This is a genomic window from Streptococcus infantis, from assembly GCF_047463175.1.
In the GTDB taxonomy this organism is placed as follows: Bacteria; Bacillota; Bacilli; order Lactobacillales; family Streptococcaceae; genus Streptococcus; species Streptococcus infantis_AC.
The window spans coordinates 108,377-122,056 of record NZ_JASHEJ010000002.1 but is presented as its reverse complement, the minus strand read 5'-3'; the positions used below and the strand labels follow the sequence as shown (position 1 = coordinate 122,056).

15 protein-coding genes, 1 pseudogene and 1 riboswitch are annotated in these 13,680 nt (G+C 41.1%); of the genes and pseudogenes, 14 read left to right on the top strand and 2 right to left on the bottom strand.

All coding sequences use genetic code 11. From position 1 onward, the window contains the following. The first annotated feature begins 37 nt into the window (after positions 1-37). From QM859_RS04440 to thiE, 7 genes are read left to right on the top strand one after another with little or no spacing between them, the layout of a single operon-like run. Complete coding sequence (locus QM859_RS04440; RefSeq protein ID WP_000915272.1) at positions 38-598, top strand: ECF transporter S component; 561 nt, start codon at positions 38-40, stop codon at positions 596-598. Continuing rightward, positions 599-1,984 (top strand): ATP-binding cassette domain-containing protein, encoded by a 1,386-nt coding sequence (locus tag QM859_RS04435; protein ID WP_414262257.1) that lies wholly within the window; start codon positions 599-601, stop codon positions 1,982-1,984. It begins immediately after the preceding gene. Position 1,985: 1 nt separating this feature from the next. Next, the gene (locus QM859_RS04430; RefSeq protein WP_414262256.1) at positions 1,986-2,636 is read left to right on the top strand and encodes an energy-coupling factor transporter transmembrane component T; all 651 of its coding nucleotides are present in this window, start codon (positions 1,986-1,988) and stop codon (positions 2,634-2,636) included. Positions 2,637-2,646: 10 nt separating this feature from the next. Beyond that, complete coding sequence (tenA, locus tag QM859_RS04425) at positions 2,647-3,339, top strand: thiaminase II (protein WP_414262255.1); 693 nt, start codon at positions 2,647-2,649, stop codon at positions 3,337-3,339. Positions 3,340-3,342: 3 nt separating this feature from the next. Then, on the top strand, positions 3,343-3,867 hold the full coding sequence (gene thiW, locus QM859_RS04420; protein WP_414262254.1) for an energy coupling factor transporter S component ThiW: 525 nt from the start codon (positions 3,343-3,345) through the stop codon (positions 3,865-3,867). Continuing rightward, entirely contained in the window at positions 3,867-4,670 is an 804-nt protein-coding gene (gene thiM, locus QM859_RS04415; RefSeq protein WP_414262465.1) for a hydroxyethylthiazole kinase, read from the top strand. Before thiW ends, thiM begins: the two co-directional genes overlap by 1 nt. Continuing rightward, on the top strand, positions 4,663-5,295 hold the full coding sequence (gene thiE, locus QM859_RS04410) for a thiamine phosphate synthase (protein WP_414262253.1): 633 nt from the start codon (positions 4,663-4,665) through the stop codon (positions 5,293-5,295). The genes thiM and thiE overlap by 8 nt, the downstream gene beginning before the upstream one ends. A 45-nt stretch (positions 5,296-5,340) precedes the next feature. Here thiE and thiD read toward each other — a convergent pair whose 3' ends face one another. Continuing rightward, positions 5,341-6,132 carry a bifunctional hydroxymethylpyrimidine kinase/phosphomethylpyrimidine kinase gene (gene thiD / locus QM859_RS04405; protein ID WP_414262252.1) on the bottom strand — a complete coding sequence of 264 codons (792 nt, stop codon included), beginning with the start codon at positions 6,130-6,132 and terminating at the stop codon, positions 5,341-5,343. A gap of 84 nt (positions 6,133-6,216) precedes the next feature. After that, positions 6,217-6,315, bottom strand: a riboswitch (TPP riboswitch). 183 nt (positions 6,316-6,498) lie between these two features. Between thiD and QM859_RS04400 the strand changes: the two genes are divergently transcribed. The 5 genes from QM859_RS04400 (at position 6,499) to QM859_RS04380 (ending at position 12,066) form a co-directional block, all read left to right on the top strand. Then, positions 6,499-6,894: a CopY/TcrY family copper transport repressor gene (locus QM859_RS04400; RefSeq protein WP_414262251.1), complete on the top strand. Its 396-nt coding sequence runs from the start codon at positions 6,499-6,501 to the stop codon at positions 6,892-6,894. A 10-nt stretch (positions 6,895-6,904) separates the two neighbouring features. After that, on the top strand, positions 6,905-7,276 hold the full coding sequence (locus QM859_RS04395; RefSeq protein WP_414262250.1) for a cupredoxin domain-containing protein: 372 nt from the start codon (positions 6,905-6,907) through the stop codon (positions 7,274-7,276). Between the two features lie 9 nt (positions 7,277-7,285). Continuing rightward, the gene (locus tag QM859_RS04390; protein WP_414262249.1) at positions 7,286-9,508 is read left to right on the top strand and encodes a heavy metal translocating P-type ATPase; all 2,223 of its coding nucleotides are present in this window, start codon (positions 7,286-7,288) and stop codon (positions 9,506-9,508) included. Positions 9,509-9,832: 324 nt separating this feature from the next. After that, a complete protein-coding gene (spxB, locus tag QM859_RS04385; protein ID WP_049503130.1) occupies positions 9,833-11,608 on the top strand; it encodes a pyruvate oxidase in 1,776 nt (591 codons plus the stop codon). A 110-nt stretch (positions 11,609-11,718) separates the two neighbouring features. Continuing rightward, the gene (locus QM859_RS04380) at positions 11,719-12,066 is read left to right on the top strand and encodes a VOC family protein (protein ID WP_020901924.1); all 348 of its coding nucleotides are present in this window, start codon (positions 11,719-11,721) and stop codon (positions 12,064-12,066) included. 177 nt (positions 12,067-12,243) lie between these two features. Here QM859_RS04380 and QM859_RS04375 read toward each other — a convergent pair whose 3' ends face one another. Beyond that, on the bottom strand, positions 12,244-12,588 hold the full coding sequence (locus QM859_RS04375) for a LapA family protein (protein ID WP_414262248.1): 345 nt from the start codon (positions 12,586-12,588) through the stop codon (positions 12,244-12,246). 322 nt (positions 12,589-12,910) lie between these two features. Between QM859_RS04375 and QM859_RS04370 the strand changes: the two genes are divergently transcribed. After that, a complete protein-coding gene (locus QM859_RS04370) occupies positions 12,911-13,171 on the top strand; it encodes a SemiSWEET family transporter (protein WP_025170330.1) in 261 nt (86 codons plus the stop codon). A 234-nt stretch (positions 13,172-13,405) separates the two neighbouring features. Continuing rightward, positions 13,406-13,561: pseudogene (locus tag QM859_RS04365) on the top strand (family 1 glycosylhydrolase); the annotation flags it as partial. Positions 13,562-13,680 lie beyond the last annotated feature (119 nt).

Genomic DNA, 13,680 nt, shown 5'->3' with positions numbered 1-13,680 from the left:
TTGAATGCCCCACTTTTCTTTAAAAAAGGAGTTTTTTATGTTGAAAAAATGGCAGTTAAAAGATGTTATCTTACTTGCTTTCTTGTCTATCTTTTTTGGTGGCGTTTTTGTGGGTTCGGGCTATCTGTTTGATATCCTCACTCTGATTTTAGCCCCTCTTGGCTTGCAGGCCTTTGCCAATGAAATCCTCTTTGGTCTCTGGTGTATGGCTGCGCCCATTGCTGCCATCTTTGTTCCAAGAGTGGGAAGCGCAACGATTGGAGAAGTGCTCGCTGCGCTTGCTGAAGTCCTTTATGGTAGTCAATTCGGTCTAGGTGCCCTTTTGTCTGGCTTGGTTCAAGGTTTGGGAAGTGAATTTGGCTTTCTTGTGACCAAGAATCGTTATGAAAGTTGGCTCTCTCTAACTGCTAATAGTATTGGGATTACGCTTTTTAGCTTTGTCTATGAATACATTAAATTAGGTTACTATGCCTTCTCCCTTCCTTTTGTCCTTTCCTTGCTGGTGGTGCGTTTTATTTCCGTCTTTTTCTTCTGTACCATCTTGGTTCGTGCCATTGTCAAACTCTATCATCAGTTTGCAGCTGGAGGAAAGGCATAGATGGGCCTGAAATTAAGAGGGATTCAATCCCCAATCTTTTCGGAACCGATTGATTTTACTTTTCATGAGCAAGCCTTTACCTTGTTAGTTGGGAGTAGTGGTTCAGGAAAATCCAGCCTCTTTCAAGTCATTGCTCAAGTCAGTTCTCTTCCCTATAGTGGTCAAGTCTTGATAGATGGGAGTCAGGTCAGTCAGCTTTCTATCGTTGAACGTGTCCAGACGGTTGGTATTCTCTTTCAAAATCCCAATCATCAATTCACCATGGAGAACTTGTTTGAGGAGCTGGTTTTTACCTTGGAGAATATCGGGCATCCACTTCAAGATATTGATGCTAAAATAGCAGAGGTGGTCCGGCAATGTCGTTGCGAGGCAATCTTGAACCGTTCCATCCATCACTTATCAGGTGGTGAAAAGCAAAAGGCTGCGCTGGCTGTTATCTTTGCTATGAACCCTAGGGTCTATCTCTTGGATGAGCCCTTTGCTTCTATTGACCGCAAGAGCAGGCTGGAGATATTGGAGATTCTAAAAGAGTTGGCCCTTGATGAGAAGACAGTTATTTTGTGCGACCATGATTTATCAGACTATGGAGCCTACATTGACCATATGGTGGAGCTAAGAGACGGGCAACTAAGGGAAATAAATAAAATCCCTACCTCTGAGATGATACAGGTTTCTTCAAAGGAAGTTGCCTCTAGTCCAGAACTATTCCATATGGACCGTGTAACTTGTGAGCTGGGAAATCGCCCCCTCTTTTCGATTGCTGATTTTACATTCCACCAAGGAATTTCCTGTATCTTGGGTGATAATGGTGTCGGGAAATCAACCCTCTTTCGATCTATTCTTCAATTTCAAAAGTATAAAGGGCTCATTACTTGGAAGGGGAAAGTCCTGAAAAAGAAAAAGAGTTTGTATCGTGATCTGACGGGTGTTGTTCAGGAAGCTGAGAAACAGTTTATCCGAGTCAGTCTGAGAGAGGAACTGCAATTAGATAGCTTAAACTCTGAAAGTAATCAGCGGATTCTCCAAGCATTACAATTTTTTAATTTGGATCAGGCACTCGATAAGAGTCCTTATCAATTAAGTGGTGGTCAGCAAAAGATTCTTCAGCTATTGACCATCTTGACCAGCAAGGCTTCTGTGATTCTGCTAGATGAACCTTTTGCTGGTTTGGATGATAGAGCTTGCCATTATTTTTGCCAGTGGATTGTGGAGGAGAGCAATCAAGGAAGAAGTTTTTTGATCATTAGCCATCGTTTAGATCCCTTGATTTCTGTGGTCGATTATTGGATTGAGATGACTAGTGAGGGTCTCAGTCATCTCCAAGACGTGACCATCAGCAAACCTCTCCCATCTCTGAATAATGATACTCTAGGGGAGGTGAGGTAGTATGATCAAAGTAGCAACCAAGACACCAGTTATCAGCCTCTTCTTTCTAATTTTATCCTTGGAAACATCCTTCATTCCTTCGATTGCTCTAAATCTTTCGGTAGCTGCATTTTGCATCCTCTTTATGCTCTATTATCGTCGATTTAAAATGTTGGCTTGGATGATTTTGCTTGCCATCTTACCATCCTTTGCCAACTACTGGGCAGTTCAGTTACATGGGGATGCTTCGCAGGCAGTGATACTTGGGACGAGAGCTTTTGTGACAGTTTGTATCGGTCTTGTCTTTGTTTCCAGTATTTCCCTAAAAGAGCTTCTCTTGTACTTGGCTCAAAAGGGGTTCTCGCGTTCTTGGGCCTATGCCTTGATTGTGGTATTCAATGCCTTTCCCCTCATTCAGCAAGAAATCAAGTCTCTCAAGGAAGCTTGCTTACTGCGTGGCCAAAAATTGCATGTTTGGTCGCCCTTGATTTACAGTAAGGTTCTGATGACGGTTTTTAGATGGCGTCATCTTTACCTGAGAGCTCTGTCTGCGCACGGATATGACGAGCATGCACAGGTGGAGAATAGTTATCGGACTTTTTATATTTCTCAGAGGACAAAATTGATCTACCTACTTTTCTTTTTATTGCTTCAAACCAGTCTATTTCTATAAAGGAGTTATTATGGAATTTACAGATATTGCGATGGAATTATCTAAGGAAGCTTGGCAGGCTTCCTTTCATCACCCATTTGTATTACAGTTACAAGAGGGGAATTTAGAACCTTCTATTTTCCGCTATTACCTGATTCAGGATGCCTACTATCTGAAGTCTTTTTCAGAAGCCTATCACCTCTTGGCTGATAAGACTTCCAACGAGGAGATGAAAAGACTCTTGAAACAAAATGCCCAGAGTCTAGTGGAGGGTGAGTTGTTTATCCGTCAACAATTTTTCAAGGAATTGGGAATCAGTGACCAGGAAATGGAGCAACATCCAATCGCTCCAACCTGTTATCATTACATTTCTCATATTTATCGACAGTTTGCAGAGTCAAACTTGGGCATTGCTTTTGCTAGTTTGCTTCCATGTCCTTGGTTATACCATGATTTGGGCAAGGCACTTAATCGCAAACCATCCCCGAATCCTCTTTATCAACGGTGGATTGAAACCTATATCACCGATGAGTTAGAACAGCAGATTAAAGAGGAAGAAGCGCTGGTTAATCAGCTCTATCGAGAAAGCGACGAGACAGACAAACAAAAAATGCTAGAGGCCTTCCACCGAAGTGTCCACATGGAAGCCAAGTTTTGGGAGATGGCTTACCAACACCAAACATGGACGAGTGATTTGCAGTCCTTAGAAACAGAGAAGAAATAGAAAATGAGAAACCACCGACTTCAAGTTCACAAATTAACCGTTTTATCCATGATGATTGCCCTTGATGTTGTTCTTACACCGATCTTTCGAATTGAAGGGATGGCACCGATGTCTAGTGTGGTCAACATCCTAGCAGGAATCATGATGGGACCTGTTTATGCCTTGGTCATGGCTACAGTGACAGCCTTTATCCGTATGTCTACTCAAGGCATTCCCCCTTTGGCCCTAACAGGAGCTACCTTTGGAGCCCTCCTTGCAGGTCTCTTTTATAAGTATGGTAGAAAATTTTACTTTTCTGCCCTAGGAGAAATATTGGGAACAGGAATTATCGGTTCTATTGTTTCCTATCCTGTCATGGTTCTCTTTACGGGATCTGCGGCCAAGCTCAGCTGGTTTATCTACACCCCTCGATTTTTCGGAGCAACCTTGATTGGTACAGCGATTTCCTTTATTGCCTTTCGATTTTTAATCAAGCAGGAATTCTTTAAAAAAGTGCAGGGATATTTCTTTGGAGAAAGGATAGAATGATGCAGAAATTGACAAATCCTTTCCCTCTGGCAACCAGTTCCTTAATTCACTGCATCACCAATGAGATTTCCTGCGAGATGCTGGCCAATGGCATTTTGGCTCTGGAATCTAAACCAGTCATGGCAGATGATCCTCGTGAGGTTCTTGATTTTACTAAGCAAAGCCAGGCTCTCTTCATCAATTTGGGGCATTTGTCAGCTGAGAAGGAGAAAGCAATCCGTATGGCAGCTTCTTATGCAGCTCAAGCTTGTCTCCCAATGGTAGTAGATGCGGTTGGCGTAGCGGCATCCCCCATTCGTAAGGATCTAGTCACAGATCTTTTAGAATACAAGCCCACAGTCCTTAAAGGAAATATGTCGGAAATCCGAAGTCTTGTTGGTTTAAAGCACCACGGAGTTGGAGTTGATGCTAGCCATAAAGATCAAGAAACTAAGGATTTGCTTCAAGTTTTGAAAGACTGGTGTCAGACCTATCATGGTATGTCGTTCCTAGTCACTGGACCCAAGGACCTCATTGTTTCAGAAAATCAAGTTGCTGTATTGAGGAATGGCTGTGCAGAATTGGACTGGATAACAGGGACAGGAGACCTGGTTGGAGCCTTGACAGCCGTTTTTCTCAGCCAAGGAAAGACTGCCTTTGAAGCTTCGTGCCTAGCAGTTTCTTATCTCAATATCTCTGCTGAGAGAATAGTTGTACAAGGAATGGGATTGGAAGATTTTCGTTACCAAGTTCTCAATCAACTCTCTCTCCTAAAAAGAGATGAAAACTGGCTAAAAGCCATCAAAGGAGACTTTTATGAATAGAGAAGCACTTAGACTGTATCTAGTAACCAATCGCTACCAAGATTCCTTGGAAAACTTTCTTGAAAAAGTCGAGACGGCCTGCCGTTCAGGTGTTACCATCATCCAACTACGAGAAAAAAATCTCACCACCAATCAATACTATCAACTGGCAAAACAAGTCAAGGAAATAACAGATGCCTATCAGGTACCCTTGATAATCGATGATCGATTGGATATCTGTCTAGCAGTCGATGCTGCTGGGTTGCATATAGGCGACGATGAACTACCAGTTTCGGTTGCTAGACAAGTCTTGGGTCCTGAAAAAATCCTCGGTGTCACTGCTAAAACAGTAAAAAGAGCCCTGGAAGCAGAAACATCGGGTGCGGATTACTTGGGAACAGGAGCCATTTTCCCAACTACGACCAAGGAGAATGCTCCCATCACCCTGATTTCAACCTTGAAAACCATTTGCCAAACGGTTGCCATTCCAGTAGTTGCTATTGGAGGCTTGACGTCAGAGAATATTGATCAACTTATCGGCACGGGTATAGCTGGAGTAGCTGTCGTACGTGATTTGATGCAGGCAGAAGATATTGAGGCAAAAACACAAGCCTTTTTAACAAAGCTAAATGACATTGTTTCCTAATCAAAAACTCTCTAATTCCTTATAGCGGGAACTAGAGAGTTTTTCTTAATCTTTAAAAGTTGTATGGTTGACTGGGCCAGAACCATGTCCGAGTTGAGGAGCGTCTTGGATGGCTTTTGTGATAAAGGCCTTGGCCTTATCAACTGCCTGATAAAGACTTCTGCCCTTGGCTAGTTCAGCCGTAATCACAGCAGCAAAGGTACATCCAGTACCATGGGTGTGACAAGTTTGAATTCTTGGACTTTCCCAGACAAATTGCTCCTCCTTGGTAAAAAGGAAATCCTTGGCACCACCTTCAAGATGGCCACCTTTGATAACAACGGACTGAGGACCAAATTCTTTTATAATCAGGCGACCGGCACGTTGCATATCTTCTGGATCATGGATTGAAAAACCAACAATCTCTTCTGCCTCAGGAAGATTCGGAGTGATAATGGTTGCAAGGGGAAGCAGATTTGTTTTTAGGTAGTCTCTGGCACTAGAATCAATCAGGGTGTCCCCACTCGTAGCGACCATAACAGGGTCAAGCACATAGGGACAGTCCAGCTTTTTAAGATAGGGTTGGATGATCTCCATGATCTCAGTAGTTGCCAACATCCCTGTTTTTACAGCCTGAGGCTTGATATCCGAAAAGACACTTTCCAATTGAGCTTCCAGCATTTTGTTGGAGACATGCTCGATTAATTGAACGCCTCTGGTATTTTGAGCGACAAGACTGGTCACAACGGCCATTCCATAGACATCTCTAGCTTGGAATGATTTTAAATCAGCCATAATGCCAGCACCGCCACTAGGGTCAGTCCCTGCAATGGTTAGAGCAACGGGTAAATAAGTCATCTAAAACCTCCCAACCAACTGAAGTTTGTATTCTTAAGAACAAGCTAGTCTGTTTGAGGAAAGTAATAGAAGATCAGGTAGTCCTCATTATCATTTCCACTTCCATCAGCTAGCATTACCTAGATTGAGTCAAAGGGATCTAACAGTCGTTAATCTCAGCTTCACGCACCCCTAGTGGTTGTTTTCTTTTTTTCTTCAGTATAGCATATTTTTATAGTTTATATAGTAAAATTTGACTGCAAATCTCTCGTTACAGGATTAGAATTCTATTTTCGAAAAAATAATAAAAATTATAGTTGACAAATGTAGATTTTTGGAATATACTAATAACTGTAATCGACAAATGTAGATTTAGGAGGTGTGATTATGCAGATTTCAGATGCAGAATGGCAGGTCATGAAGATTATTTGGATGCAAGGAGAGCAGACCAGTACGGATTTGATCATGGTTTTGGCGGAGCGGTTCGACTGGTCCAAGTCGACCATTCAAACTCTTTTGGCTCGTTTGGTGGAGAAAGAATGTTTGACTCGGGAAAAGCAGGGGAAGTCCTTTATCTATTCAGCCCTTTTAACTCTAGACGACAGTAGAGGTTTATTGGTTCAGGATATCAAAGACAAGCTTTGTTCCCGCAGGATGAAGCAGTTACTTGCCGATTTGATTGAAGAATGTGACTTTACCCTAGCTGACTTGGAAGGCTTGGAAGAAGTGATTTCAAAGAAAAAAGAGAGTGCTGTGGCAGAAGTAAGATGTAATTGTATGTAAAGGAGACGCTATGTTAAATCTATTTGTATCTATTGTTGTTTTAGGAATGATTACTTTTATCCTCTTTTGGTTTTTCAAAAAACCGCAAGAAGATGCTAAGAGAGCCCAACAAAAGAATGGCTATCAGGAGATTCGAGTGGAGGTCATGGGAGGATACACTCCAGAAACCATTATCCTTAAAAAATCGCAACCAGCTCGCATTATTTTTGATCGAAAAGATCCTTCACCTTGCTTGGATCAAATCGTTTTTCCAGACTTTGGAGTGCATGCAAATCTGCCTATGGGAGACCAATATGTGGTTGAAATTACTCCTGAAGAAGCAGGTGAGTATGGTTTCTCTTGTGGCATGAATATGATGCACGGTAAGATGATTGTAGAATAGGAGAATGATATGACTGAAAATGTAAAAGCAAGTCTTGAAAATGGTGTTCAAAAAATCCGTATCACGGCAGACAAAGGCTACCATCCAGCCCATATTCAACTACAAAAAGGGATTCCTGCTGAGATTACCTTTCATCGTGTGACACCTTCAAACTGTTATAAAGAGATTCTCTTCGAAGAAGAAGGGATTCTAGAACCAATCGCTCAAGACGAGGAAAAAGTCATTCGCTTTACGCCTCAAGACTTGGGCGAGCATGAATTTTCATGTGGCATGAAGATGCAAAAGGGAACCTACACCGTTGTTGAAAAAACTAAAAAGTCTCTCAGTCTTTTTCAGCGTTTTTGGATTACTAGTATCTTTACTGTGCCTCTTGTGATTCTCATGATTGGGATGTCTACAGGAGGAATTAGTCACCAAGTCATGCGTTGGGGCACCTTTTTAGCTACAACACCCATTATGCTGGTAGCTGGAGTTCCATATATCAGAAGCGCCTGGGCTAGTTTTAAAAAGCACAATTCCAACATGGATACCTTGGTTGCTCTGGGAACCCTAGTGGCCTATTTCTATAGCTTAGTTGCCCTCTTAACTGGTCTGCCCGTTTACTTTGAAAGTGCTGCATTTATCCTCTTCTTCATTCTTTTGGGAGCAGTTTTTGAGGAAAAAATGCGAAAAAATACTTCGCAGGCAGTCGAAAAATTATTAGACCTACAAGCAAAAACAGCAGAGGTTTTGCGTGATGATGTTTATGTTCAAATACCTCTAGAACAAGTCAAAGTTGGGGATCTCATTCGCGTTCGACCAGGTGAAAAAATTGCCGTTGATGGGACTGTGTTAGAAGGTGAAACGAGTATTGATGAATCAATGGTGACTGGGGAAAGTATTCCAGTCGATAAATCAGTTGGAGATGCTGTCATTGGTTCAACCATCAATAATAGTGGTACGATCATTTTTAGAGCTGAAAAAGTGGGTTCTGAGACTATGTTGGCTCAGATTGTGGACTTTGTGAAAAAAGCGCAAACGAGTCGTGCTCCTATTCAAGATTTGACCGACAAGATTTCAGGGATTTTTGTACCAGCAGTTGTCATTTTAGGACTTCTTACTTTTTGGATCTGGTTTGTTTTCCTTGGAGATAGCTTTGTGACGTCACTTCTCTACGGAGTTGCTGTTTTGATTATTGCCTGCCCTTGTGCACTAGGACTTGCGACACCGACAGCACTCATGGTTGGAACAGGACGAAGTGCCAAGATGGGGATTCTTCTCAAAAATGGTACAGTTTTACAGGAAATCCAAAAAGTCCAAACGGTTGTTTTTGATAAGACAGGAACCTTGACCGAAGGGAAGCCAGTAGTGACAGATGTTATTGGTGATGAAAGAGAAGTGCTAAGTTTGGCTGCTTCACTGGAAGATGTATCTCAACACCCGCTAGCTCAAGCTATTGTTAATCGTGCATCTGAACTAGGAATTAGCCTTTACCCAGTGGAAAACTTCCAAGCCTTGCATGGAAAAGGTGTGACTGGGATTATTAATGGTAAACAAGTCTTGCTGGGTAATGCTAAACTTTTAGCTGACCTTGCTATTCCACATGATTATCAAGAACGATTTGATTTGCTTGAGAAAGAAGCAAAAACAGTTGTCTTCCTATCCGTAGATGGTGAGTTAAAAGGCTTAATTGCCTTGCAGGATGTCCCTAAGGAAAATGCCAAAGAAGCTATTGCCAAATTGAAAAAACGTGGCCTTAGAACGGTCATGCTTACTGGAGATAATGCTGGAGTAGCCCATGCGATTGCAGAGCAAATTGGGATTGAAGAAGTAATCGCAAATGTCTTGCCAGAGGAAAAGGCACATGAAATTCACAAGCTTCAAAAGAATGGCAAATTGGCCTTTGTTGGAGATGGTATCAATGATGCGCCGGCCCTCAGTGTAGCCGATGTCGGAATTGCCATGGGCTCTGGAACAGATATTGCCATTGAATCAGCAGATCTTGTCCTTACAACCAACAATTTACTAGGATTGGCACGTGCTTTTGATATGAGTAAGAAGACCTTTAATCGTATTCTACTCAATCTTTTCTGGGCTTCTATCTATAACCTCATTGGTATTCCGATTGCAGCAGGAGTCTTTTCTGGTCTTGGTTTGGTACTCAATCCAGAACTTGCAGGATTGGCCATGGCCTTTAGTTCAGTATCTGTTCTAATCAGCTCTCTTATGCTTAATTTTACTAAAGTCGATTAATATTCTTCGAAAATCAAATTCAAACCACGTCAGCTTCACCTTGCCGTACTCAAGTACAGCCTGCGGCTAGCTTCCTAGTTTGCTCTTTGATTTTCATTGAGTATAAAAAGGCGGTATTAACCGCTTTTTTGCTATTCTAAAACAGATTTTCAAAACGCTTCCAAACTGTACTGTAATAGAGAATGAAAGTTTCTGAGCACATTCTTATGAATCTGAAAACAAATGTGATAAATTAGGATTGTAAATTTACTGAATCGTTTTCAAATAACATATAAAAGCGTTTTTTGTAAATATATGAAATTATTTTGAAGGAGAGTTATCATTATGACTCAAGGGAAAATTACTGCATCTGCAGCAATGCTTAACGTATTGAAAACATGGGGCGTAGACACTATCTACGGTATCCCATCAGGAACACTCAGCTCACTTATGGACGCTTTGGCTGAAGACAAAGATATCCGTTTCTTGCAAGTTCGCCACGAAGAAACAGGTGCTCTTGCAGCGGTTATGCAGGCTAAATTTGGCGGTTCTATCGGTGTTGCAGTTGGTTCAGGTGGTCCAGGTGCGACTCACTTGATCAACGGTGTTTACGATGCAGCTATGGATAACACTCCATTCCTCGCTATCCTTGGATCACGTCCAGTTAACGAATTGAACATGGATGCCTTCCAAGAATTGAACCAAAACCCAATGTACAACGGTATCGCTGTTTACAACAAACGTGTAGCTTACGCAGAGCAATTACCAAAAGTTATTGACGAAGCTTGCCGTGCTGCCGTTTCTAAAAAAGGTCCAGCTGTCGTTGAAATTCCAGTAAACTTTGGTTTCCAAGAAATCGACGAAAACTCATACTACGGTTCAGGTTCATACGAGCGTTCATTCATCGCTCCTGCTTTGAACGAAGTTGAAATTGATAAAGCTGTTGAAATTTTGAACAACGCTGAACGCCCAGTGATCTACGCTGGTTACGGTGGTGTTAAAGCTGGTGAAGTGATCACTGAATTGTCACGTAAAATCAAAGCACCAATCATCACAACTGGTAAAAACTTTGAAGCTTTCGAATGGAACTACGAAGGTTTGACAGGTTCTGCTTACCGTGTTGGTTGGAAGCCAGCCAACGAAGTGGTCTTTGAAGCAGACACAGTTCTTTTCCTTGGTTCAAACTTCCCATTTGCTGAAGTTTACGAAGCATTCAAAAACACTGAAAAATTCATCCAAGTGGATATCGACCCTTACAAACTTGGTAAACGTCACGCTCTTGACGCTTCTATCCTTGGTGATGCAGGTCAAGCAGCTAAAGCTATCCTTGATAAAGTAAACCCAGTTGAGTCTACTCCATGGTGGCGTGCAAACGTGAAGAACAACCAAAACTGGCGTGATTACATGAACAAACTCGAAGGTAAAACTGAGGGTGAATTGCAATTGTACCAAGTCTACAATGCAATCAACAAACATGCTGATCAAGACGCTATCTACTCAATCGACGTAGGTGACACTACTCAAACATCTACTCGTCACCTTCACATGACACCTAAGAACATGTGGCGCACATCTCCACTCTTTGCGACAATGGGTATTGCCCTTCCTGGTGGTATCGCTGCTAAGAAAGACAATCCAGATCGCCAAGTATGGAACATCATGGGTGACGGTGCATTCAACATGTGCTACCCAGACGTTATCACAAACGTTCAATACGACCTTCCAGTTATCAACGTTGTCTTCTCAAATGGTAAATATGCCTTCATCAAGGACAAATACGAGGACACAAACAAACACTTGTTTGGTTGTGACTTCCCTAATGCTGACTATGCGAAAATCGCTGAAGCGCAAGGTGCTGTAGGATTCACTGTGAACCGTATCGAAGACATCGATGCAGTTGTTGCAGAAGCTGTTAAACTCAACAAAGAAGGTAAGACAGTTGTGATCGATGCTCACATCACTCCACATCGTCCACTTCCAGTAGAAGTACTTGAGTTGGATCCAAAACAACACTCAGAAGAAGCAATCAAAGCCTTCAAGGAAAAATACGAAGCAGAAGAACTCGTACCATTCCGCCTCTTCTTGGAAGAAGAAGGATTGCAATCACGCGCAATTAAATAATTTCTCTCGTCGAAAATCAAATTTTAAATTTGTAGAATTTATTCTTTGATTTTCATAGAGTGAAACTTAAAAAGATCGGAGCAATCCGGTCTTTTTCTGGAGGATAGTTAATGAATTTAAATCAATTAGATATCATCGTTTCAAGTATTCCTCAAGTCTGTGCTGACTTGGAGCGTATTTTGGATAAACAGGCAGATTATGTTGATCAAGGCTTTGCTCAGTTCACGATTGGCAGTCATTGTCTAATGTTGTCCCAAAATCATTTGATTCCTTTGGAAGATTTTCAGTCAGGTATCATTCTTCACATTGAGATTGAGGATCTAGAGCAGAATTACCAACGTTTAAAAGAGAGAGGTGTCGAGATTTTACACGGTCCTTGTGAAACGGATTGGGGAACAGAGTCCTTATTAGTTAAAGGTCCTGCTGGTCTAGTGCTTGATTTTTATCGTATGAAATAAGGGGCTTAGTCATTTGAAGATAACCTTAACTATTCTTAAAACAGAATGTGAGAATATGAACTATTGAAAGATCGGAGCAATCCGGTTTTTTTTCTGTTATGCGATTTTCAGTCCGTCTCGTTCCATTAGGTGCGAGACAAAAAACCACCCGCTGACGGGTGGTTATGATTTCTACACTTATTGTTTGGCTTCCTGTTTTAATTGTTGCACCTGTTCCTTGTACTGGAGAAGCTCCTTGTCTTTTTTATGGATAGTCGTTTCTGCTTCAGCAATGCGGCTTTTCAGCTCTTGAGTCTTGCCATGGTGATAGCTAAAACCAATAGCACTACCAACAATGATCCCGATTACTAGACAAGTAAAAATCACCAAAATCAAGGGAGCAGATAGTTGTGTAAAGACAAGACTGACAGTTACTGTTTGACGATTGAGCAGACCAAAGGAGATCACAATGACTAATAAGATCAAACCGCCAATTAGATAAGCCTTATCTTTCAGTGACAATTCATTAATTTTTTTTAGCATAAGTTCCTTTTCTCCTGACTATGTTGATAGAAAATTACACACCATTTAGGTATTAACAAAATTCATTTTACTAGAAAATTTCGATACTGTCAATAATTTCTAACAGCTTATTTACCATCAATCGATTCATTGAAAAGGAGTATTCATTTTCTAATATTTGATTGACTAAACAGATCGGAGCAATCCAGTCTTTTTTCTGTTCCCTCTTTCTTCTCACAAGATTGTGATAGTTTACATCTTTATAACAAAAGCTTCAAAGTCTTGATTGTTTTGAAAGAAGATTATAAAATAAGATTCAGTAAAAATGAAATAGGTTTTGAAAATAACTGAAAAACAAATGAAAATGTTAGGTTGGGTAGCGACCTTTATGTCTGTTATGATGTATATGTCTTACTTCCCACAAATCATGGACAATCTGGCTGGTCAAAAAGGAAATTTCATTGAGCCCTTGGTTGCAGCGATCAACTGTAGTCTATGGGTCTACTACGGTCTTTTCAAAAAAGAAAGAGATATCCCCCTTGCAGCAGCGAATGCACCAGGTATTATTTTTGGCCTAGTAACCGCTATCACAGCTTTGATTTAAAAGGAACAGAGGAGACTAGTTTTCAGTCTTCTTTTTTTGTTTCCGGGGAGGCTATTTGCTTTTTCGAGAGGATAATTTTTTAAAAAACAATCTGATCAACTTAAATAGTAGAATAGTATCAGTATGTCACAGTATTTTATAAGAAAAGGTTTCAGAATGAGCTATAATATAAGTAAATGAACAAGCAAATAAGAAAGTTGAGTAGACTTATGACCGAAAAACTGACTTTTCCGGATGGTTTCGGCTGGAACAGGCGAAATGAACAAGCGCTATGGCTTTATCTATGTGGATCGAGATAACGCAGGAAATGGGACTCTCAAACGTAGCAAGAAGAAATCCTTCTACTGGTACAAGGATGTCATTGCCAGCAATGGTGCAAGCATTGAGTAGAGCACATTTGTTCACTATTTTTATAAAATCTTCTCCCTAATTTATAAGATGTGAAAAAGAGTTCAATTCGAACTCTTTTTTTGCTATAATGAGGGGAGAAAAATCAGACAGGAGATTGA